At 41.7% G+C, this 22,984-nt stretch carries 18 protein-coding genes; 3 read left to right on the forward strand and 15 right to left on the reverse strand.

Annotation, left to right across the window (positions count from 1 at the left end; genetic code table 11):
* Positions 1-428 precede the first annotated feature (428 nt).
* From ADH81_RS06040 to rpsL, 13 genes are all read right to left on the reverse strand, one after another.
* The gene (locus ADH81_RS06040) at positions 429-1,517 is read right to left on the reverse strand and encodes an AI-2E family transporter (RefSeq protein WP_049527285.1); all 1,089 of its coding nucleotides are present in this window, start codon (positions 1,515-1,517) and stop codon (positions 429-431) included.
* A 9-nt stretch (positions 1,518-1,526) separates the two neighbouring features.
* Entirely contained in the window at positions 1,527-2,816 is a 1,290-nt protein-coding gene (locus ADH81_RS06045; RefSeq protein WP_049527288.1) for a membrane protein, read from the reverse strand.
* Between the two features lie 507 nt (positions 2,817-3,323).
* A complete protein-coding gene (locus tag ADH81_RS06050) occupies positions 3,324-3,881 on the reverse strand; it encodes a hypothetical protein (RefSeq protein ID WP_000753298.1) in 558 nt (185 codons plus the stop codon).
* 219 nt (positions 3,882-4,100) lie between these two features.
* Positions 4,101-5,129, reverse strand: a complete 1,029-nt coding sequence (gene queA, locus ADH81_RS06055) for a tRNA preQ1(34) S-adenosylmethionine ribosyltransferase-isomerase QueA (protein ID WP_001095263.1) — start codon at positions 5,127-5,129, stop codon at positions 4,101-4,103.
* 39 nt (positions 5,130-5,168) lie between these two features.
* The gene (locus ADH81_RS06060; RefSeq protein ID WP_025171295.1) at positions 5,169-6,077 is read right to left on the reverse strand and encodes a LysR family transcriptional regulator; all 909 of its coding nucleotides are present in this window, start codon (positions 6,075-6,077) and stop codon (positions 5,169-5,171) included.
* A 171-nt stretch (positions 6,078-6,248) separates the two neighbouring features.
* Positions 6,249-6,479, reverse strand: a complete 231-nt coding sequence (locus tag ADH81_RS06065; RefSeq protein ID WP_049504434.1) for a GlsB/YeaQ/YmgE family stress response membrane protein — start codon at positions 6,477-6,479, stop codon at positions 6,249-6,251.
* Between the two features lie 9 nt (positions 6,480-6,488).
* On the reverse strand, positions 6,489-7,730 hold the full coding sequence (locus ADH81_RS06070; RefSeq protein WP_045763099.1) for an aminopeptidase: 1,242 nt from the start codon (positions 7,728-7,730) through the stop codon (positions 6,489-6,491).
* A gap of 22 nt (positions 7,731-7,752) precedes the next feature.
* A complete protein-coding gene (locus ADH81_RS11325) occupies positions 7,753-7,905 on the reverse strand; it encodes a hypothetical protein (protein ID WP_000776639.1) in 153 nt (50 codons plus the stop codon).
* A 13-nt stretch (positions 7,906-7,918) separates the two neighbouring features.
* Entirely contained in the window at positions 7,919-8,596 is a 678-nt protein-coding gene (locus tag ADH81_RS06080) for a hypothetical protein (protein ID WP_049527292.1), read from the reverse strand.
* Positions 8,597-8,633: 37 nt separating this feature from the next.
* Entirely contained in the window at positions 8,634-13,028 is a 4,395-nt protein-coding gene (locus ADH81_RS06085) for a PolC-type DNA polymerase III (RefSeq protein ID WP_049527295.1), read from the reverse strand.
* Positions 13,029-13,141: 113 nt separating this feature from the next.
* Positions 13,142-15,223, reverse strand: coding sequence for an elongation factor G (gene fusA / locus ADH81_RS06090; protein WP_049527297.1), 2,082 nt, complete (start codon positions 15,221-15,223; stop codon positions 13,142-13,144).
* Between the two features lie 307 nt (positions 15,224-15,530).
* Positions 15,531-16,001 (reverse strand): 30S ribosomal protein S7, encoded by a 471-nt coding sequence (gene rpsG / locus ADH81_RS06095; RefSeq protein WP_000087876.1) that lies wholly within the window; start codon positions 15,999-16,001, stop codon positions 15,531-15,533.
* Between the two features lie 19 nt (positions 16,002-16,020).
* Complete coding sequence (rpsL, locus tag ADH81_RS06100; protein WP_001142333.1) at positions 16,021-16,437, reverse strand: 30S ribosomal protein S12; 417 nt, start codon at positions 16,435-16,437, stop codon at positions 16,021-16,023.
* A 344-nt stretch (positions 16,438-16,781) separates the two neighbouring features.
* Here rpsL and ADH81_RS06105 point away from each other — a divergent pair, with 344 nt between their 5' ends.
* Both ADH81_RS06105 and ADH81_RS06110 read left to right on the forward strand, forming a co-directional pair.
* On the forward strand, positions 16,782-17,222 hold the full coding sequence (locus ADH81_RS06105) for a LytTR family DNA-binding domain-containing protein (protein WP_049527299.1): 441 nt from the start codon (positions 16,782-16,784) through the stop codon (positions 17,220-17,222).
* Positions 17,219-17,677, forward strand: coding sequence for a DUF3021 domain-containing protein (locus tag ADH81_RS06110; RefSeq protein WP_049527302.1), 459 nt, complete (start codon positions 17,219-17,221; stop codon positions 17,675-17,677). Before ADH81_RS06105 ends, ADH81_RS06110 begins: the two co-directional genes overlap by 4 nt.
* A 40-nt stretch (positions 17,678-17,717) precedes the next feature.
* Here ADH81_RS06110 and mutS read toward each other — a convergent pair whose 3' ends face one another.
* Both mutS and argR read right to left on the reverse strand, forming a co-directional pair.
* Complete coding sequence (gene mutS, locus ADH81_RS06115) at positions 17,718-20,252, reverse strand: DNA mismatch repair protein MutS (protein WP_049527307.1); 2,535 nt, start codon at positions 20,250-20,252, stop codon at positions 17,718-17,720.
* Positions 20,253-20,299: 47 nt separating this feature from the next.
* The gene (gene argR, locus ADH81_RS06120) at positions 20,300-20,746 is read right to left on the reverse strand and encodes an arginine repressor (protein WP_001231485.1); all 447 of its coding nucleotides are present in this window, start codon (positions 20,744-20,746) and stop codon (positions 20,300-20,302) included.
* Positions 20,747-20,888: 142 nt separating this feature from the next.
* Between argR and argS the strand changes: the two genes are divergently transcribed.
* Positions 20,889-22,580 (forward strand): arginine--tRNA ligase, encoded by a 1,692-nt coding sequence (gene argS, locus ADH81_RS06125; RefSeq protein WP_049527309.1) that lies wholly within the window; start codon positions 20,889-20,891, stop codon positions 22,578-22,580.
* Positions 22,581-22,984 lie beyond the last annotated feature (404 nt).

The following is a 22,984-nucleotide window of genomic DNA, read 5'->3' on the forward strand; positions in this document are numbered from 1 at the left end:
TCCCTAAAATCAGCTATATTTCAACATTTTTGTTTATTTTCAATATGAAAAGTTCTTACAAATTCATGCAGGGGGCATCTAAACAACAGGAAAAAGCCTTGAAATCAAGGCTTTTTTGATGTCAAATAACTTTTTGTAGCAAATCATTATAAAGGTTTTCCAACCTTATCAAACTTATCATTTATTCTCAATCAATTGCTAGCAATATTTGATAAGACCAACTGTTTTTTACAGTACAGAGCTAGTCTATAATTAACTAAACTATACTAATTTGTGCCCATATTACATGGCCAATCCGCATAGAGATTAAAATGGGCTATTATGAATTCATAAATTTTCGCAACAGAACAAGAGCAAGTCATTTAGAAATAAAAGAGAAGAGAATCTTTCACTCTCTTCTTAGTATATCTTATTAAATTCAGTCTTTCTCAATCTACCTGATTTTCCTTTGCGACGACAAATTCTTTAACCAGTCGATAGATAACAGCAAATACGGGGGTAAAGAATATCATTCCAAGCAGTCCGAAAAGATTCCCTCCGATACTAGCTGCTGCAAGTGTGAAAAGAGCTGGCAAACCAATAGACTGACCTACAACTTTTGGATAAATAAGGTTTCCTTCAATCAGCTGTATAACTTGATATAGAAGAAGAGAAAGTAAGGCTTGAGTAGGACTCACTGTGAAGATAAAAATCGCTCCCACAACACAAGCAATCATAGGCCCTACATAAGGAATGAACGATAGCACTCCTGCAAAGATACCTGTCATTACTCCATAGGGTATCCCAAACATGCTGTAACCAACCGCTATCATAACTCCTATGATAACTGCTTCAATCAGCTGACTCATCAAAAATTGGTCATAAGTCTCTAGTGCTACTTGTCCAATGTAAGTCAACTTTATCACCACCTTCTCTGGAAGAAAAACTTTTAGAAGTCGACTCGTCATCGCTGCCAAATGTTCCTTACTGGATAAAAATAAAAAGGTGAAGACTATAATCAAAAAGGCATTCATCAAACTTGAAAAAATATTGCCGATATTACTAGTCAGACCTGATAAAAAACCTATCAAAGCTTGGCTAATAGAACTAGATTGTCCCTGTATGCCTGATACGATAGTTGACAACATGTCTTTGGTTACAAATTCCGAGCTGCCTAGCAATTTCCCAAGTTGAGTCAGGACTGTTGAAAGGACTGTTCCCAGCTGACTAATAGTCTGAGCTAGGGTTGGCAGCACCAAAACCAAAAGAGCAATCACGATTAAGATAAGAGCTAGGAAAACAAGTACCATGGCAATCGGACGACGCAACTCTGCCTTTACCTTCAATTTAACTAAGTACTGTTCAATTTTTTTCATAGGAACATTAAGCACAAAAGCAATAACAGCACCATAAATCAAGGTTGATGTTACATCAAAAAGAGAGATTGCTCCTGATATAAAGCTCGATGCATTCAGAATCACAAGAGCAACCAGCCCTATAAAAAGGATTAACGGGGTGTATTTTCTAACTAACTTCATAAATTCTCCTTAATAAACATGTTTAGATACGACTATACTATTTGGTTTTTCAAACTCTCGGTCAAGGTAGGCTTGATAAGTTCCTGGTGCGATAAATCCTTTTGGTGAGAGGATATCTGTTCCAGCTTGACCGACTATGGTATCAGCCAAGAGCACACAGTTTGTGGACAAGACAAAGTAGGATTTAAACTTAGATTTGATAAATTTATAAAGTTCCCCATCCGTCTCATGTCTGATTTTATAAGCGTAGGTGTAGTCTTCCTTACCATCTTCCGTTTTAATTTTATCTGCGCTTGGCTCCCATGGAATCGTCAGTTGTTTCAATTCAGCTAATTTTTCCTGAACCGCTTCTTCCATTTCCGGTGTCAAATCTATTCCGTAACCAAATAGCGTTTTTTGACTCTCCCGTTTACATAGGTCAATGTACTTGTCACGATCACAGAAATATAAGACACCATCTCCTACCATGCCAAATAAGGTCTCAGAAGACGGATCATAGTTGCCATAAGAAATAACACGGCCTTGATAGCAGATATCCACATGACCAATTGCCGAAAACAGAGAGGTCTCAGCTGTATGAATAAAAATTTCAAGCTCCGCTGTCTTACCAGACTTCACCATTCCAAGATGGATATCCTCTCTCTCATCAGCATTTTCCTGCATGAATTTGTTGATTTTTGCTAAAGTACTTGCAGGGATGAGAGCGGCTAGGACAATAGGTAAGCTCATTCTTACACGACGTTTGAGATGGTTTTTCCCAATTTCCCCCTCAAACAAGAAACCGTCACGGATATTGGACACACCATAAAGGAAAAAATAAGCCCCTAAAACAAAGAGTTGAAAGACAGAATTTCCCGTAGAGGACAAAAGACTAGTCCCACCAAGAAAAACTAGTACGAGACCATCTAGTAAGAAACGAAAACGAGGTCGAATTTTGTTTTTGCGGTAGAGAACATAGGTGACAAGGTTGATACTAGCATGAAAAATCTGATAAATTCCAATCACAAGAGCCAAAATATAAATTGGCACATCAGTAGCAAGATTCGAGCCTAGCAAATATCCCATCACTAACAATTTAACCAGTGCAACTCCCAAGGTGTCCGTTGACTGACTTTTTTTGAAAATACGTAATACTAAATCTAAGACCGTTGCTATCCAAGCTAAAAACAGAACCAGTCGAATAACCGTCACTGGCAACCAAGTTCCCGTGACCATCAAGATAAGACCTAGCAGAACAAACAAGAAACCCTGAACAAGTAATTTCTTACCTGTCAGACCTAAAGAAAGAATTTTTTCCATAAAAGACCTTTCAAAAATAATAATTAAGCCCTTTGATCAAATTGACTGGTAAATAGCTGACGGCACAAACAGCCTGTGCCAGCAAGACATGGCGACTGACTGTAGCAATGTCACCATCTTGTCTTTTGCACTTCTGAAATTTGTTTTATTGAGTCGAAATCAGAGCTTTTAAAAACTAGCTAAACTTGAAAGCTAACCATAATTGCTAGATAAAAAAGGTGCAACCAATCCTTCTTGTAAAGGTAGGAAAGAATTATATCCATTCCATTAATTATTTATATATTACCTATTGTGACACAATACTCACTATAATTCAACTTTTTACTTATTTCAATAGTTTTGATTATTTTCAACATGAAAACTCTTCAAAAATTATGCAGGGGCATCTAAACAACAGGAAAAAGTCTTGGAATCAAGGCTTTTTTACTTGTCAAATCAATCTCATCCATACTTTTCACCACTCAAAAAGCGAGCCGTCGATTTGGCTCATTTTTTCTTTTTTCATTCTTAATTTCGGTAAAAATGACTATCTTTGTCGCTTGGTGATTGGCCGATTGCCAAGACGTCTTGGCTGCCATCCGTACCTGTCAATTCATTTGCTACACCTGCTGGTGTAAAGATAAGGCGTGCACCTTCTCCACCATCGACAAGATGGATTCCTGTTGAGTAGTAGCCATCTTTTTCCTCTACTTGGCCCATTTCATACTGGAAGGTTCCTTTTGAACTTTGAATGGTCACGATTCCATCAGCTGTGACTGTAGCAGTTGTTCCAGCATAGTTTTCCCATGTTCCAAGAAATTTTGCGTAAGCTTCTGGCGACTTTTTCTTCTCTTCCTTCTTATCCGTTTGAGTGCTTGCGGAACTTGATGGACTCGTTTCAGACTTCGGCTCCTCTTTTTGACTAGCTTCTGTTTTACTTGATGACTCCTTAGTTACTTTAGAGGAAGAAGCCTCTTTGCTTGAAGATGCTGTAGTTTTTTCAGTATTTCCTCCACAAGCAGCAAGTGTCACCACAGCCAACAAGGCAAGAGCTGAAAGACTGGTGTAGCTCAATGTTTTTTTCATGATAATCTCCTTTTAAAATGATGACCCAGTTTAGTCTGAGTCTAAAATGGCTAGTCCGAAATTACATATATTTTTGACGGCCAAGCCCTAGTCTTCAGTGTATCATTTATTTGTCTATAATTCAATAGTTATTTTGGTAACTTTGTGTAAGATCAAGCAAAAAACTGATCCAAGAATGAATCAGTCTCTCTTTATATCTTCTTTGATTTTTCAAAAGCTTTAATAGATAAACATGGCATCGCCAAAGCTAAAGAAACGGTATTTTTGGTCGATAGCATGTTGGTAGGCTTCTAAGACCAATTCACGGCCTGCAAAGGCAGAAACGAGCATGACCAAGGTAGACTTAGGCAAATGGAAATTCGTAGAAAAAGCATCCACAACCTTCCAGTCATAGCCTGGTTTGATAAAGATATTGGTCCAGCCAGAGTCTGCTTGGATTTGCCCATCAAACTTGCTTCCGATGGTTTCTAGTGTACGGATAGAGGTTGTTCCAACCGCAATGACACGACCCCCATTTTCTTTGACCTGTCGCAAGGTCGCAGCAGCTTCTTCAGACAATTGATAAAACTCTGAGTGCATCTCGTGCTCATCCAGATTATCTACGGAAACAGGTCTAAAGGTCCCAAGTCCAACGTGCAAGGTCAGGTAGACTAGGTGAACCCCTTTTTGCTGGATTTCTTCCAGTAATTCCTTGGTAAAATGCAGGCCTGCAGTTGGGGCAGCCGCTGAGCCGCTCTCCTTGGCATAGACTGTCTGGTAACGTTCACGGTCATCCAACTTTTCATGGATATAAGGAGGCAGTGGCATTTCTCCAAGACTTTCAAGTACTTCTAGGAAAATTCCTTCATATTCAAAACGCACAATACGGCCACCATGGGTCAATTCCTCAGTCACAACTGCGCTTAGCCGACCATCGCCAAAGACAACTCTAGCTCCGACCTTGAGACGTTTAGCAGGTTTTGCCAAGACTTCCCATTCGTCTCCTGCTGTATTTTTCAAGAGCAAGAGTTCAACATGGCCCCCTGTTTCTTCCTTTTGACCATGAAGTCGCGCTGGTAGTACGCGGGTGTCATTCATAACCAGGGCATCACCTGGCTCTAGCATTTCAATAATAGAGTGAAAATGGCGATCTTGAAATTCCCCTGTTTTGCGATTGACTATCAAGAGTTTAGAGGCATCGCGCTTTTCCAGAGGTGTTTGTGCAATCAACTCCTCAGGCAAGTGAAAATCAAAATCATTGGTATTCATTGTAGTCATATTTCCTTTTCTTTTCTAATGTACTTACGATTAGCTATCAAAACGAACTTCTTCAAGCAAATACTCGATGAAGCGTTCACCCATCTTAGATAAGCTAGTTTTCTCATGCTGGATATAAACCAGCTCAATCGGATCATCAATATCAAGTGGAATCGAAACAATATTGTCTCCATTGAGGTTACTATTAAGGATACCAGTCGCGATGGTATAGCCGTCCAAACCAATCAAGAGATTGAACAAGGTCGCACGGTCACTAACAACGATGGATTTCTTGTGGTGTTCCTGAGACAAAATCTCCTCTGAGAAATAGAAGGAATTATGGGTTCCTTGATCATAGCTCAAGTAAGGGAAGTCTTCTAGGTCTGCCAACTGCACCTTGTCTTTTTTAGCAAGAGGATTGGTCTTGCTGACAAAGATATGAGGTTGGGCTGTAAAGAGATGGTGAGCAACTAGATGGTTATCATCCAACATCTTAGAAAGGACATCACGGTTATAGCTATTTAAAAAGAGGACTCCGACTTCACTACGGAAGTTCTTGACGTCGTCGATGATTTCCCAGGTTCTGGTTTCACGCAAAAAAAGCTCGTACTTTTCCATATCGCTCTTCTTGAGCAAGGAAACAAAGGCATTGACTACGAAGGCATAGTGTTGCGAAGACACACTAAAAAGCTCACGATGAGCGATTGGGTTCTTATAGCGTTCTTCTAGGAGTTGGGTTTGTTCGACAACCTGACGGGCATAGGACAAAAACTCCATCCCATCACGTGTGAGGGTAATTCCCTTAGGATTTCGGATAAAAATCTCAATCCCCATCTCATTTTCTAGGTCACGAACTGCATTTGATAGACTGGGCTGCGTAATGAAAAGTTGCTTGGCAGCTTCATTCATCGAACCAGTCTCTACAATTTTGATAATATAGTGTAATTGTTGAATTCTCATGTTTTTATTGTACCATACTTGAGGCAATATAAAAAGAACCAGTCACTGAAAGCTCTGTGGCAAAGCTTAGATGAGTGCTTTCAAATGACCTTATCTAGCACTTTAAAAAGAGGTTGAAACAATTCCAACCTCCTTTAATCTTTATTATTATACAAGCTTTTTAATCGAAACTTAGCTTCCTCTTTCCCAGAAGATGGCTAATAAAATCATGGCTCCTAAAACTGATGGGATAATGGCTGTACCGCTTAAGCTTGGTCCCCAAGAACCAAAAATTAATTGTCCTAAAAAGGCACCAATCCAGCCGAGAAACATTTTCCCGAAGCATCCCATCCGTTCTCCACGATTGGTGATAGCTCCTGCTAATAGTCCGATTAAAAGCCCGACAAACATACTTCCAATCATAGTTTCTCCTTAAATTGCCCAATCTCCATTACGGAAGAGTGGTACGCGTGTCCCATCCTCACGGATACCATCGATATCCATTTGGTTAGAACCAATCATAAAGTCTACGTGAACATCTGAACGATTAAGTCCTGCAGCTTCTAGCTCTTCTTCGCTCATCTCTGCTCCGCCAACAACGCTCGTTGCATAGGCTGCACCGATAGCCAAGTGGTTAGAAGCATTTTCGTCAAAAAGGGTGTTAAAGAAGGTAATACCTGACTGAGAAATTGGACTTGGATCTGGTACCAAGGCACATTCACCCAAGGCACGCGCACCAGCATTCTTAAAGACGAGGTCCTTCATTACTTGATCACCCTTTTCAGCTGTGATATCAACGATTTGACCATTTTCAAAGGTCACTTTGATGCCTTCGATGATATTTCCATTGTAGCTAAGAGGTTTTGTAGACGTTACATAACCATCTGCGCGACGGAAATCAGGGGCTGTAAAGACCTCTTCTGTTGGCATATTTGGCAAGAAACCTTCGCCTTGAGCATTGATAGCACCGGCTGATTCCCAAACGTGGTTCTTCGGCAAGCCAAGTGTCAAATCAGTTCCAGGTGCTGTGTAGTGAAGGGCTGAGAATTGTTCTTTGTTGAGCATCTCTGCCTTGCTCTTCAAGATAGCTGCATGTTCTTCCCAAGCCTTAACTGGGTCTTCTTCGTAGATACGGCAAGTCTTGAAGATTTGGTCCCAAAGGAGATCCACTGCTTCTTCGTCGCTCGCTGCATTTGGAAAGACCTTCTTAGCCCACTCGAGTCCAGCTGCAGCAGCAACAGTCCAACTAACCTTGTTGGATTGAGTTGCGATACGCATTGGTTTCATGGCAATTCCCATAGCTTTGGCGGAAGCTGAAAGTTTTTCTGCATCAACTCCGTTCAAGGCACCTGGGTCAGAAGAACGAACACCGAGACGACTTGCTTTGTTTTCAAGAAGGTAATTCATCTCAGCAATCTTGTATTCTGGTACATTGTCCAAACGCTCTAGTGGCGCGTGAAGGAATTTCTCACGATTCACAAAGTCATCTGCCCATTGAACGATAACTTCGTGTGCACCAAGTGCATAAGCCTCTTTAACGATTAAGTGAGCCAACTCACGTTGCTCCACATCGATTGAGAGAGCCAAGGTATGACCAGGTTGCACATTCACACCGTTTGCAACCAACAACTTAGCATATTTTTCTAGATTTTCTTTAAAATTTGGTAAAACCATTCTTGTTTTCTCTTTTCTATTTTTATTTTTCTTTCAAAGCAGAAAATAATCCTGCCAAAGCAATAGCACCTGACAAGAGTGCTGTCGATAGAAGAATTGTCTGATCAACAAGTTCTAACTGATATTCAAAAACTTTTTGAGCTGGCTTGTTTTCCGCAAAAATTCTAAGTTTCATCAAATGTCCTTTCTTATTCTTCGTACTCTCCTAGATAGAGACGTTGAGCCTCTGGGCTGTTAGTGAGGATATCTACATAAGTTTCATAGTCATCAAGCAGGGGCTTTCCCAAAGAGATATCTTGTTCTGGATTTATATTTTTCCCATAAAGATAGCAAAGGTAGAGACGCTCATTGAGTGTTGGAAATACTTCAATGGACATGTGTTCAGCCTGACCTACTCGTTCCCAATCCTGTTCTTTGATATCTGGTATGATATAAGCTTGGAAGAGGCCCATAAGTGGATTATCCTCCGGTTGACCACTGTCCTTATCCGCTAGAACTAAAGAACAGCGTCGACCAAAACCAGCTACTTGGCGCTCCCGTCCCTTTACCGAAACAGTAATAGGATGCCCTCCAATATGGCTATAGATCCATTCTTTGGGTAGTCCATAATCTAACAGGGGGTTAATTTCTTTGACAATCGCTACAGGACTATAGCGTAGAAACTGACGAGTAACTGCTTTACAAAAAAGGATATCCTCCTCTTTCAAGGTCACTCCCTTCCAGGTATTTTCTTCGTTAAAATGGTTGAAAAATACCAGATAGGGATCACGCACCATTTGTGCTAATACGTAAACGCCATTTCGCAAACGTATAGAAATGACTTTCCCTGGTTTCCAGGGTGTTGCTCTTTTTTTCTTTTCCATCATGATACAACCTCAAACCTACACAAGACATTTCAAACTATTAAAACAAATCATCAAACAGACTCAACTGGTTGTCCTCTGGCATATTACCGAGAATTCCCATTTCGTCCATCTTTTCAACCAAGGTTGATGAGAGTCCACCACGCTTGCGTAGTTCGGTTTTAGAGAGGAATTCTCCCTCTTGACGAGCACGAACCAATTGCTTGGCAACGTTCTCTCCTAGACCATCCATAGCGACAAATGGTGGGATGAGGGTGTCTCCATCAATGATAAATTCAGTCGCATCACTGCGATAGAGGTCCAACTTGCCAAATTTGAAGCCACGTTCCCACATCTCGTTGACGATTTCAAGCGTTGTATAGAGGTCGATTTCCACGTTGGAAGCTTCATTGTTCTTGCGCTTCTCAGCAATTTCTTGCATCTTGCGTTTGATAGCTTCCAAGCCTGCACCCATGGTCTTGATATCAAAGGCCTTGGCACGGATGGAGAAGTAAGCACAGTAATAATAAATCGGATGGTGAACCTTGAAGTAGGCCACGCGAAGGGCCATCATAACGTAGGCTGCCGCATGGGCTTTAGGGAACATGTACTTAATTTTCCCACAAGATTCGATATACCACTCAGGTACATTGTTAGCCTTCATAGCTTCGATATAACCATTGCGCTCTTCTTCTGAGATTTTAAGCCACAATCCCTTACGTACACGCTCCATGATGGTAAAGGCCATCTTTGGATCCAGGCCAGCGTGCATGAGGTAAACCATGATGTCATCCCGACATCCGATAACGGTTGATAGGTCCGCAATTCCAGCCTTAATCAAGTCTTGGGCATTTCCCAACCAAACGTCGGTACCATGAGACAGACCAGAAAGCTGAAGTAACTCCGCAAAGGTCGTCGGATGAGTTTCATCCACCATTCCGCGAACAAAGTTGGTCCCAAACTCTGGAATTCCAAGCATACCGGTCGAAGTGCCGATTTGTTCAGGTGTCACTCCCAGGATATCTGTACCCGAGAAGAGGGCCATGACACCAGGATCATCCATAGGGATATCATTTGGATCAATGCCTGACAAGTCCTGGAGCTTGCGAATCATTGTCGGATCATCATGTCCAAGGACATCGAGCTTGAGGACGTTCTCATCGATATCGTGGAAGTTAAAGTGAGTGGTCTGCCATTCAGCAGTTACATCATCTGCAGGATACTGCACTGGAGTAAAGTCATAGACATCCATATAATTAGGGATAACAACGATTCCTCCTGGGTGTTGACCGGTCGTACGTTTAACACCAGCAGCTCCTTGGGCTAGGCGCTCAACTTCGGCTTCTCGGTAGAATTTGCCATAGTCACGCTCGTAACCCTTGACAAATCCATAGGCTGTCTTAGCAGCCACCGTACCAACCGTTCCTGCACGGAAGGCATATTCTTCCCCGAAGATATCACGAACATCCAAATGTGCGCTCGGTTGGTCTTCACCTGAGAAGTTCAAATCGATATCAGGTACTTTATCCCCATCAAAACCAAGGAAGGTCTCGAAAGGAATATCCTGGCCATTTTTGCTGAGTTTGTAGCCACAGTTTGGACAGTCCTTATTGGGCATATCAAAACCTGAACCGTAAGAACCATCTGTGATAAACTCACTGTACTGACACTGACCACAGACATAGTGAGGAGAGAGCGGATTGACCTCGGTAATTCCAATCATGGTCGCAACGAAACTAGATCCAACAGACCCACGGGAACCAACCAAATAACCTCGTTCGTTGGAACGATGCACTAGCATCTGTGAAGCCAGATAAATTACGGCGAAACCATTCCCCAAGATAGAGGTCAATTCCTTTTCAATCCGTAGATCAACGATATCAGGTAGTGGATTTCCATAGATTTCAAAAGCTTTTTTATAGGTTAACTCGGCGACCGTTTCTTCAGCTTGGTCAATGAACGGTGTATATAAGTCGCCTTTAACAACCTCGACAGGCTCAAAGATTTCTGCCAAGGCATTAGTATTTTCAATGACAATCTTACGAGCCAAATCTTCTCCTAGAAAGGCAAACTCATCCAACATTTCATTGGTTGTTCTAAAGTGTGCCTTGGGTAGCGGAGCTGGTTGGGCAGCTTCTCCATGGCCGATAGTTCGGTTAATCATGGCACCCTGACCTAGACTTCGCACGATAATCTCACGATAAATCTCATCCTCTGGTTCGATGTAGTGGACATTTCCTGTCGCAAGAACTGGCTTACCGAGACGGTCTCCGACCTCAATCAAGCTCTTGATAATGGTCTGAAGCTCCTCCATGTCCTTAACCTGCTCTTTGGCAATCAGAGGTGCATAGATAGCTGGAGGCATCACCTCGATAAAGTCATAGTATTTAGCTACTTCGACTGCCGCATCTACACCTTGTGATACGACTGCATCAAAGACTTCTCCTTCTGTACAAGCAGAACCCAAGATTAAACCTTCTCGATGGGCATCCAGAACCGTACGTGGAATTCGTGGAACTCCTTCAAAATACTGGGTATTTGAGAGAGAAACCAGCTTAAAGATATTTTTTAAGCCCACTTGATTTTTCACATAGATGGTCGCATGCTTGACGCGAGCTTTTTTATAGGAATCTGGGCTGATTAAATCAAGGTTTAATCGTGCCAAATCTGTCACACCATGTTTTTCTGCCACTTCCTTGATAAAGATAAAGAGCAGACGGCCAGTTGCTTCCGCATCATAGTTGGCCATATGGTGGTGTTCTAGAGCTACGCCAAAACGTTTGGTTAAGGGACCCAAACCGTGGCGTTTGTACTCAGGATAGAGATTTCTTGCGAACTCTAGCGTATCGATGACAGGTTGGCTAATTTTTGGAAGTCCATGACGCTCGTAGTTAGCATTCATAAAGCCAACGTCAAAGGTTGCATTGTGGGCTACAAGAACGGTATCTTTACAGAATTCTTGGAATTCTTTCAGAACTTGAATCAAGGGTTTGGCATTTTTTACATGATCGTCAGTAATTCCAGTCAACTCAGTAGTAAAAGCTGATAAGGGGTGTCCAGGATTGATAAATTCATCAAACTCAGCAATGATATTGCCCTTATACATCTTGGAAGCCGCCACCTGAATCAAGTCATTATAGATAGCTGATAGGCCTGTCGTTTCCACGTCAAAGACTACATAGGTAGCTTCAGAAAGATCCATCTCCACTTCGTTATAGACGATAGGAACACGGTCTTCTACGATATTAGCTTCCATTCCATAAATGAGCTGAATACCAGCTTTCTTGGCCGCCTTATAACCATGAGGGAAAGACTGAACATTGCCGTGATCTGTGATTGCTACTGCTTTATGACCCCATTTGGCAGCTGTCGCAACGATTTCCTCGACCTCAGGAAGAGCATCCATGGTCGACATGTTGGTATGGGCATGAAACTCAACGCGATACTCACCTTCTGGCATCAAGTCCTTACGCTCATAGTGAACAACTTCCTGCACATCTTGCACATTCATGGTCAGGTCTCGCGTGAAATTATTGACCTCGACATTTCCTCGAACACGGAGCCAAGAATTTTTCTTGATCATGTCAAACTTCTGAGCTTCTTCTTCATTTTTGACCCATTTTTGCATAGAGAAACTGGAAGTATAGTCCGTCATCTTAAAGTTAATCAAGACACGACCTGTTCTCGTCACCTTATGCTCAACATCAAAGACAACTCCTTCAAAAACCAATCTATTTTCTTCGGTATTGACCTCGATCATAGGAGTAATCTCTGCCTTATCAAGTTTAGGCTTAGCAGCTGCCTTCTTGGCTTGAAAATCAAAGACAGGTTTGTCCTCAACTGGAGGAGGCGGGGCCATCTGTTCTAACTGTTCCATAGCGCGAAGAGTTTCTTCATTGGCTGCTTGAATAATCATTTGATTTTCCGTCTGAAAGGCTTCTTGCTCTTCCCTCGTGAGATCTTCATTTTTTTCTAAGATGCAAGAAAGTTTAGGAAAACCAAAAAGTTCCAGCTGTTTGCTAAGATTCGGCAGATGATTTTTTCTAAAATGCTCTGTATCTGCCGCTTCTGAAGCTTCAATGATTAACTGGTCATTTTCAAAGCGAACCTGAAAATTCTGATAAATAGAACGAAAACCTTGACTAGCACAAGGACCTTCCGAAAAAGCCTCTCGATAGTAGGCTTGTAAAAGTTCTCTAGAAAATTCCTGATTTCTCGTTTTTATCTCAAAACTAGCCTGATTTCCTGTTTTTGAGAATTCTTCTTTTAAGCCCCTTTTCAACTCTAGAAAAAGTTCAAAAGGCAAGATATTTTCAAAAACAAAACGAAACTCCCAAACTTTACTTCGTTTATGAACAATAACTTGTTCTATTTCAGCCTGAGAGAAGGCCTCATGATTACTCATTTCAGCGGGTATTCCCAACTGATTCATTAAAATTTCAAAAGTGGTTGACATCCATTTTCCTCACAATATACTCCTTCTATTTTACCATATTTGAGGCACTTTTACCTATTTCTACCAAACAGAAAAAGAAGCCACAAAGTGACTTCTTTTAAAGTGACGGTGAATTATTCTTCACCTTTGTTTTTCTTAATGATTTCTTCTTGTACTGACTTAGGTACATCTTCGTAGTGGTCGAATACCATCATAAATGTACCACGTCCTTGTGATGCAGAACGAAGAACTGTTGCATAACCGAACATTTCAGCAAGTGGAACGTAAGCACGAACGATTTGGCTGTTACCGTGTGCTTCCATACCATCTACACGTCCACGACGAGCAGTTACGTGACCCATAACATCACCAAGGTTTTCTTCTGGAACAGTGATTGTTACAAGCATCATTGGTTCAAGGATAGCTGGTTGTGCAGTCTTAGCAGCTTCTTTAAGTGCAAGAGATGCAGCGATCTTGAAGGCAGTTTCAGATGAGTCGACATCGTGGTATGAACCATCGTAAAGCTTAGCTTTAACGTCAACCATTGGGTAACCAGCAAGAACACCGTTAGCCATAGATTCTACCAAACCTTTTTCAACCGCTGGGATAAATTCACGAGGAACCACACCACCGACGATTGCGTTTTCGAATTCGAATCCTTTTCCTTCTTCGTTTGGAGTAAATTCAATCCATACATCACCGAACTGACCTTTACCACCAGACTGACGTTTGAAGAATCCACGTGCTTGAGTAGAAGCGCGGAATGTTTCACGGTAAGATACTTGAGGAGCACCTACGTTCGCTTCAACTTTGAACTCACGACGCATACGGTCAACAAGGACATCAAGGTGAAGCTCACCCATACCAGAGATAACTGTTTCACCAGTTTCAACGTTAGTTTCAACGCGGAATGTTGGATCTTCTTCAGCCAATTTTTGAAGGGCGATACCCATCTTATCTTGGTCTGCTTTAGATTTAGGCTCAACCATCAATTGGATAACTGGTTCTGGAACGTTGATTGACTCAAGGATGATTTTAGCTTTTTCATCTGTCAATGAGTCACCAGTTGTAGTGTCTTTCAAACCAACGGCAGCAGCGATATCACCTGAGTAAACAGTGTCGATTTCTTGACGGCTGTTAGCGTGCATTTGAAGGATACGTCCGATACGTTCACGTTTACCTTTAGAAGTGTTCAATACGTAAGAACCTGATTGAAGAACACCTGAGTAAACACGGAAGAATGTCAAACGACCTACGAATGGGTCAGTCATGATCTTGAAGGCAAGAGCTGCAAATGGCTCTTCATCAGATGCAGGACGAGTTTCTTCTTCATCTGTATCTGGGTTGATACCTTTAATCGCTGGGATGTCAAGTGGGCTTGGAAGGTAGTCGATAACCGCATCAAGCATCAATTGAACACCTTTGTTCTTGAAGGCAGAACCACACAATACTGGGAAGAATTCAACGTTGATAGTCGCTTTACGGATACCAGCTTTCAATTCTTCGTTAGTGATTTCTTCACCTTCGAGGTATTTCATCATCAATTCTTCATCAGTTTCAGCAACTGCTTCGATCAATTTTTCACGGTATTCTTGAGCTTGCTCAAGGTATTCAGCTGGAATATCTTCTTCAAGGATATCTGTACCAAGGTCGTTAGTATAGATTTCAGCTTTCATCTTGATCAAGTCGATGATACCACGGAAGTCATCTTCAGCACCGATTGGCAATTGAATTGGGTGTGCGTTTGCTTGAAGACGATCGTGAAGTGTGCTTACTGAGTAAAGGAAGTCAGCACCAATTTTGTCCATTTTGTTGGCAAATACGATACGTGGAACTCCGTACTCAGTTGCTTGACGCCAAACTGTTTCAGTTTGAGGCTCAACACCTGATTGTGAGTCAAGAACTGTAACCGCACCGTCCAATACACGAAGAGAACGTTGTACTTCGATTGTGAAGTCCACGTGTCCTGGTGTGTCGATGATGTTTACACGGTGGTTGTTCCATTGAGCTGTTGTCGCAGCAGATGTGATAGTGATACCACGTTCTTGCTCTTGCTCCATCCAGTCCATTTGTGACGCACCTTCGTGAGTTTCACCGATTTTGTGGATTTTACCAGTGTAGTAAAGGATACGCTCAGTAGTAGTTGTTTTACCAGCATCGACGTGAGCCATGATACCGATATTACGAGTTTTTTCAAGTGAAAATTCGCGTGCCATGAGGTTTGTTTCTCCTATATTTTTTATTTCTATTCTATTATAACACGATTTAATAAAAACGGATAGGCAGGACCTACCCGTTCTCAATGTTTATCTTGTTATTGTTGGTTTCAACTTACGAAATGGTAAGTTGAGTTATAGCTAAGAGCTGACCGAGCTAAATTGAACCCGGGCTAAAAGCTCAAGTTAACTGATTTGAACCCGAGCGAGGCCCGGTGCAAAAAAGATAAACCGCTTTGTGTTCACGGAACACTGCATCAGTTTCCTATTTTTGCCTTGTGCCTTTGCCGCTCTTAGTATCATTTTATTACCAACGGAAGTGTGCGAAGGCACGGTTAGCTTCAGCCATACGGTGAGTGTCTTCACGTTTCTTAACTGCTGCACCAGTATTGTTAGCAGCATCCAAGATTTCTTTTGCAAGACGGTCTTGCATTGTGTGTTCACCACGAAGGCGAGCGATTGTTACCAACCAACGAAGTCCAAGTGTTGTACGACGTTCTGGACGAACTTCAACTGGGACTTGGTAGTTAGAACCACCAACACGACGTGCACGTACTTCAAGTACAGGCATGATGTTTTCCATAGCTGTTTCAAATACTTCAAGTGCATCGTTACCAGTAACTTCTTTGATTTGTTCAAAAGCACCGTAAACGATTGAAGCAGCTGTACCACGTTTACCGTCAAGCATAACGCGGTTGATAAGACGAGTAACTAATTGTGAATTGTAAAGCGGATCTGGCAATACGTCACGTTTTGGAGCTCTATTTTTACGACTCATTTCTCTTTATCCCCTTTCCTTATGCTTTTTTCGGACGTTTAGTACCGTATTTAGAACGGCCTTGTTTACGATCGTTAACACCTGCAGTATCAAGTGCACCACGGACGATATGGTAACGTACCCCTGGAAGGTCTTTTACACGTCCACCGCGAAGAAGCACCACACTGTGCTCTTGCAAGTTGTGTCCGATACCTGGGATGTAGGCAGTAACTTCGATAAGGTTGCTCAAACGTACACGAGCAAATTTACGAAGGGCAGAGTTAGGTTTTTTAGGTGTCATAGTTCCAACACGAGTTGCAACACCACGTTTTTGTGGTGAAGAAACGTTTGTTTGAACTTTTTTATGACTGTTGTAACCAACGTTCAAAGCTGGTGATTTAGATTTTTCTACTTTTGATTTACGCGGTTTGCGAACCAATTGGTTAATTGTAGGCATCTACATTCTCCTGTGTTTTTTTTATTTTTGGTGATGATACACTTGGTGACAGCTATCATCTGTGTGTACTTTTGCAACATTTGTCAGCACGTCCCTGTACACTCTTGAGAGACCAAAAGTAAAAAGTACCGTCTATTATTGTACCACGTTTTTTCTATTTTTGTCAATATATTTCTTCTTATTTTTTGACTTCTTTGCTCTAAAAATTCTATGAAAACGATCACCTGCCAGATAGACTCTTCAACCGACCACATAGACAAAGCTTCTTGTAATTGTCAACAAAATGGTGTTTAATAGATTTGTAAGTAAGAGATCTCTATTACAACTTTTACAAAGGAGAAAATATGAAAGTTAGACTTGACATTGATCAACAATACTCCGAAGAACAAATCATCATAGAAGCACCATCTTTGTCCCCTAGAGTTCAAAAAGTTCAAGATTTTGTTCAATCACTGGATCAAAACGAAACTCTTAAAGGAAAATTCCAAGACCAGGTCTACTTGATTCAGATTAGTAAGATTCAACGTATATATATTGAAAATCGCAAAGTCTTAGCTGAAACGGATAGCCAAACCTATGCGCTCGACATTCGTCTTTACCAAGCAAGTGAAATTCTACCTGCTTCCTTTATCCAAATTTCCCAATCGGAAATTGTCAACATCGATGCTATTAGTCATCTAAAACTAACCTCTAACGGCTTGATTGAAATCTATCTAAAAAATGACAGTTTCACCTACTCATCTCGCCGTTACCTCAAAGCTATTAAGGAGAAATTAGAACTATGAAAAAACAAATTTTCCACGATGCCACAACTGGTGTCCTCATCGGCCTCATCCTATCTGTTATCTTTTCTTTTATCTATTCACCAAGAAACTATGCACCACTTAGCCCCAACTCTTTGATTGGCCAATTCATGATCCAACAACAGGTACATGGCGCTCTAGTTTTGCTCTACTGTTCTATCATCTGGGCAGCTATCGGAGTCCTCTTTAGTTTTGGTAGCCGTCTCTTTGCCAAAGACTGGAGCCTTCTTCGTGCTACTGTCACTCACTTCTTCCTCATGCTATTAGGTTTTGTTCCTCTAGCAATTCTGGCAGGTTGGTTTCCACTTCGCTGGACTTTCATCCTTCAACTCATCCCAGAGTTTGCCATCGTCTATCTCATCATTTGGGCGATTCTCTATAAAAGAGAATCAAAGAAGGTTGCCCACATCAATCAACTATTGGCTCAGAAAAAATAATACAACAGAAACCCACTCAGTCTTTTGAGTGGGTTTTGACTTATAATTTTTGCTTCAGCTCTAACAAGAGATTCATAGCCTGCATCGGTGTCATATTGTACACATCTACTTTAGCTAATTCTGCTAGAATAGGATTTTCTTCCGTCGAGTCAAATAGGGAAATTTGTTCAGAGACTGCATTCGTTTGCCTCATTGGAGCAGGACTTTCCTGACCTTGACTTTCTAGTTGAGTTAAAATCGCATCCGCTCTTTTTAGCAAGTCTGCTGGCAAACCTGCAATCTTAGCAACGTGAATACCGTACGATTTGTCTGCTGGACCTGGTTCAATCTTATGAAGGAAAGTGACCTGACCATTTTGCTCAAGCGTAGCCACGTGAACATTTACTAGATGTTCAAGACTAGCTTCTAGGCTGGTTAATTCATGGTAGTGAGTCGCAAAAAGAGTCTTGGCTCCGATATGCTCATGGATGTACTCGATAATAGACTGAGCTAGAGCCATACCATCATAAGTTGCGGTTCCACGGCCTAGCTCATCAAAAAGGATGAGAGAATGCTCAGTCGCATGAGAAATGGCATTATTAGCTTCCATCATCTCTACCATAAAGGTAGATTGTCCTGAAACCAAGTCATCTGCCGCCCCGATACGGGTAAAAATTGCATCAAAAATTGGCAAGTGAGCACTTTCTGCTGGAACATAAGACCCTATCTGGGCCATGACAGCTGTCATAGCTAGCTGACGCATATAGGTTGACTTCCCGCTCATATTAGGTCCTGTAATCAGCTGGATGCTAGTATCTTCACCCATTTGGATACTATTAGGGATATAGGTTTGGGCTCCCATAACCTTCTCAACGACAGCGTGACGACCTTTTTGAATGTCAATTCGCGAATCCTGACCAAACTCTGGACGGATCAAGTGCTGATTTTCTGCTACCACCGCTAGTCCTTGTAAGACATCGACAGTAGCGATTCCTTGGGCCAGGGCTTGTAGACGCTGGATATACTTACCAACCTCCTCACGGATACGCATAAAGATTTCATATTCAAGGCTGGCTGACTTCTCACGCGCCTCTAGCATTTCTCCCTCGATACGCGCCAACTCCTCTGTCCCAAAACGCTCTGAATTTTTCAGCGTAGCCTTACGGAAAAAGTGGGCTGGAACATTACCTAGCTGCGAGTTGGTTACATGGAAATAGTAGCCATCCTTTTTATTGTAATCGATCTTGAGCGTACTGATGCCAGAGCTTTCTCTTTCCTTAGCTTCAATCTCAGCAATCCAGCTGGTTCCTTCTCTTAGTACCCGACGATACTTGTCCAAGGTCTCATCAAAGCCCGTCCGAATAATGCCACCTTCGGTAATCACATGTGGAGCCTCTGGGGCAATGGCTGCGCTAATAAGACTTTCCAATTCAGGAATCGCATCCAGTTGTTCAATCAGATAGGTGAGGGCTGGTTGCTCCATTCCTTCTAAAATTGCCCGAATTCGAGGAACACTAGCTAGAGTAGTCGCTAATTGCAAGAGATCTTTAGGATTGCTTTTCCCAAAAGAGACTCGACTTGCCAGACGCTCGATATCGTAGACTCCCTTGAGGCTTTCTGTCAAATCACTACGTTCAAAGAAATAATCCAGAAAGACCTGTACAATCTCCTGACGTTCAAGGATACGATCCTTGTCAATCAAGGGACGATGAATCCATGAGCGCAAAAGACGCATTCCCATGGCGGTCTTGGTTTCATCTAATAACCAGAAAAGACTCCCTTGTTTCTTGCCAGAACGAGCATTTTCTACTAGATCTAAACTAGCCTTGGTCGCATAATCCATCTGCAAGAAATCCTTTATTTCATAGCGAACAACTGGCTTCAAGTGGTTGAGTTCTCTCATCTGAGTCCGATGAACATACTGGAGGAGCTTACTGCTGGCAGCTTGTTCAACGGGTGCCAATCGTGGATCCAGCAGATGGATGTCTTCAAATGATTCTTGCTCATAGGAAAGCACCAAATTCATTTGACGGCCGAGAATCTGTTCTTCCTCTTCAGTTAAGGCATAGCCGATGACGACTTCTCTTGCCTTAAGATTTCGAATTTCACCACAGACCAGGGTAAAATCCAATAAACCTGTCACATAGAAATCACCCGTCACTAGATCCATATAGGCCAAACCAAATTGCTGACCGTCACGGTCGATGGCCACCAAAAAGTTGTTTTGGCTATCTGGTTTACTACTATCAACGACTGTACCTGGTGTAATCACCTGCACAACCTCACGCTTAACAACCCCTACTGCCTGCTTAGGATCCTCCATCTGCTCAGCAATGGCAATCTTGTAGCCACGCTCCACTAGGACATCAATATACTGTTGCGCTGAATGATAGGGAACTCCAGCCATGGGAATAGGATTGTCAGCATTTTTATTGCGACTGGTTAGTGAAATTTCTAGTATCTGAGCAGCATTGACTGCATCTTCGTAAAATAACTCATAAAAATCACCCATACGAAAGAGCAAAAAAGCATCTGGATATTGTTTTTTAATATCCACATACTGTTGCATGCCAGGTGATAATTTTTCTGTCGTCATCCATTCTCTCCTTGTTAAAAATAGTCTTGAGAGAGACTCCCAAGACCTTATCTATCCTTCATCAAATCTAACAAACGATCTTCCATGAGTTTAGCAACATGCTGATCTCGACAGATCACCAAGAGAGTATTGGCACCCGCAACTGTTCCTAAAATCCATTCATCCTTGTTGGCATCGACAACATTGGCTAAAACTGCGGCTTCACCCAATTTAGTGTGCAAAACTAAGGTAAACTCAGCTCTTGCTACACCTTCCAAATGATGGGACAAGAACTCAACCAGGTCAATCTTCTCTGTCTCATTTGCTAGTACATAGTAGACCTTATCATTTTTCTTAACCTTGGTCAAGCCCAGTTCGCGAAGGTCACGCGACAAGGTCGTTTGCGTCACAAAAACATTGCGTGCTTCCAACCGATCCTGGATCTCTTTTTGAGTCCCTAATTTTTCCTCAGTGATCATCTGCTTGATCAACTGATGACGTTCTCTTTTTCTCATAACATCCTCTCGAGTGAATATTTATAACATTTTACAACTATTTAATAAGAACATTATACCAAAAAAACTGAATATTTCAAAAAAATTCTTATCATTCCTCAAAATTATGATAAAATAGAAGAAAAGTCCAAAGGAGTTTATAATGAATACAAAACAATTGATTGCTAGCGAATTGGCTAGCGTCATTGACAGCCTGGCTCAAGAGGCTATTTTAAATTTACTAGAACAACCCAAAAACTCTGACATGGGAGACATCGCCTTCCCTGCCTTTACTCTAGCAAAAGTTGAGAGAAAAGCTCCACAAATGATTGCAGCAGATATCGCTGAAAAAATCAATAGCCAAGCCTTTGAAAAAGTCGTCGCTACTGGACCTTATGTTAACTTCTTCCTTGATAAAAATGCTATTTCTGCTCAAGTATTACATGCTGTTATCACTGAAAAAGAACACTATGCTGACCAAAATATTGGTAAACAAGAAAATGTTGTTATCGACATGTCTAGTCCTAATATTGCTAAACCATTCTCTATTGGTCACCTGCGCTCAACTGTTATCGGAGATAGCTTGTCACATATTTTCCAAAAAATCGGTTATCAAACAGTCAAGGTCAACCATTTGGGAGACTGGGGTAAACAGTTTGGAATGCTAATTGTTGCCTACAAAAAATGGGGCGACGAAGAAGCTGTAAAAGCTCATCCGATTGATGAACTTCTTAAACTCTACGTTCGCATCAATGCTGAAGCTGAAAATGACCCTAGCTTGGATGAAGAAGCACGCGAATGGTTCCGTAAACTTGAGAATGGAGACGAGGAAGCTCTCGCACTTTGGCAATGGTTCCGTGATGAAAGTTTGGTGGAATTTAACCGCCTTTACAATGAATTGAAGGTTGAATTCGACAGCTACAACGGGGAAGCCTTCTACAATGACAAGATGGATGCAGTTGTAGATATCCTTTCTGAAAAAGGACTTCTTGTTGAGTCAGAAGGAGCCCAAGTTGTTAATCTTGAAAAATATGGAATTGAACACCCAGCTCTTATCAAGAAATCTGACGGTGCAACTCTCTACATCACACGTGACTTGGCTGCGGCCCTCTACCGTAAAAACGAGTACCAATTTGCAAAATCTATCTATGTCGTTGGTCAAGAACAATCTGCTCACTTCAAACAACTCAAGGCTGTCTTGCAAGAAATGGGTTACGATTGGAGCCAAGATATTGTCCATGTTCCGTTTGGGTTGGTAACAAAAGAAGGGAAAAAACTTTCTACTCGTAAAGGGAATGTTATCTTGCTAGAACCAACTGTTGCAGAAGCCATCAGCCGTGCTAAAGCGCAGATCGAAGCCAAAAATCCTGAACTTGAAAACAAAGACCAGGTCGCTCATGCTGTTGGAGTTGGGGCCATTAAATTCTATGACCTTAAAACTGACCGTACAAATGGATATGACTTCGACCTTGAAGCTATGGTATCCTTCGAAGGGGAGACTGGCCCTTATGTTCAATATGCCTACGCTCGTATCCAATCAATCTTGCGTAAAGCTGATTTCAAACCTGAAGCAGGTGCCAACTATAGCTTGAACGACGCTGAAAGTTGGGAAATCATCAAGCTCATCCAAGACTTCCCACGTATTATTAAACGTGCAGCTGATAATTACGAACCTTCTATCATCGCTAAATTTGCAATCAGCTTAGCTCAAGCCTTTAACAAATACTACGCCCACACTCGTATATTAGATGAAAGTCCAGAACGTGACAGTCGTCTAGCTCTCAGCTATGCAACTGCGGTTGTTCTCAAAGAAGCACTTCGTCTGCTGGGTGTGGAGGCGCCAGAGAAGATGTAAATCGCCAAAGTTACTTGATTGCGAAGCAATCTAAGTAACTAACGCCAAATCCTATAAGGAATTTGGCTAGGCGCTTCACTAGTCTTTCGATAGAAATATTATCGATTTCTACCGAAAGACGTCGTAATCTTAAAGTTACTGGAACTAAAGTTCCTAATTGTTGGACGCTAGCCGCTTTTATGCGGACTAGCTAACTGCTTCACTAGTCATGGCCACTAAATATAATCGATTTAGAGGGCCACTACGTCGTAAATGAGGTGACTTACCTAAACGCTTCACTAATTCACCTAACCAAATAATATCGATTTGGTTAGGCTCATATCGTAGGCTTTTAATCACTTTATTGTAAAACAGTCTAAGTAACTAACGCTAAATCCTATAGGGGATTTGGCTAGGTGCTTCAC

This window comes from Streptococcus pseudopneumoniae, from assembly GCF_001072925.1.
GTDB lineage: Bacteria > Bacillota > Bacilli > Lactobacillales > Streptococcaceae > Streptococcus > Streptococcus pseudopneumoniae_Q.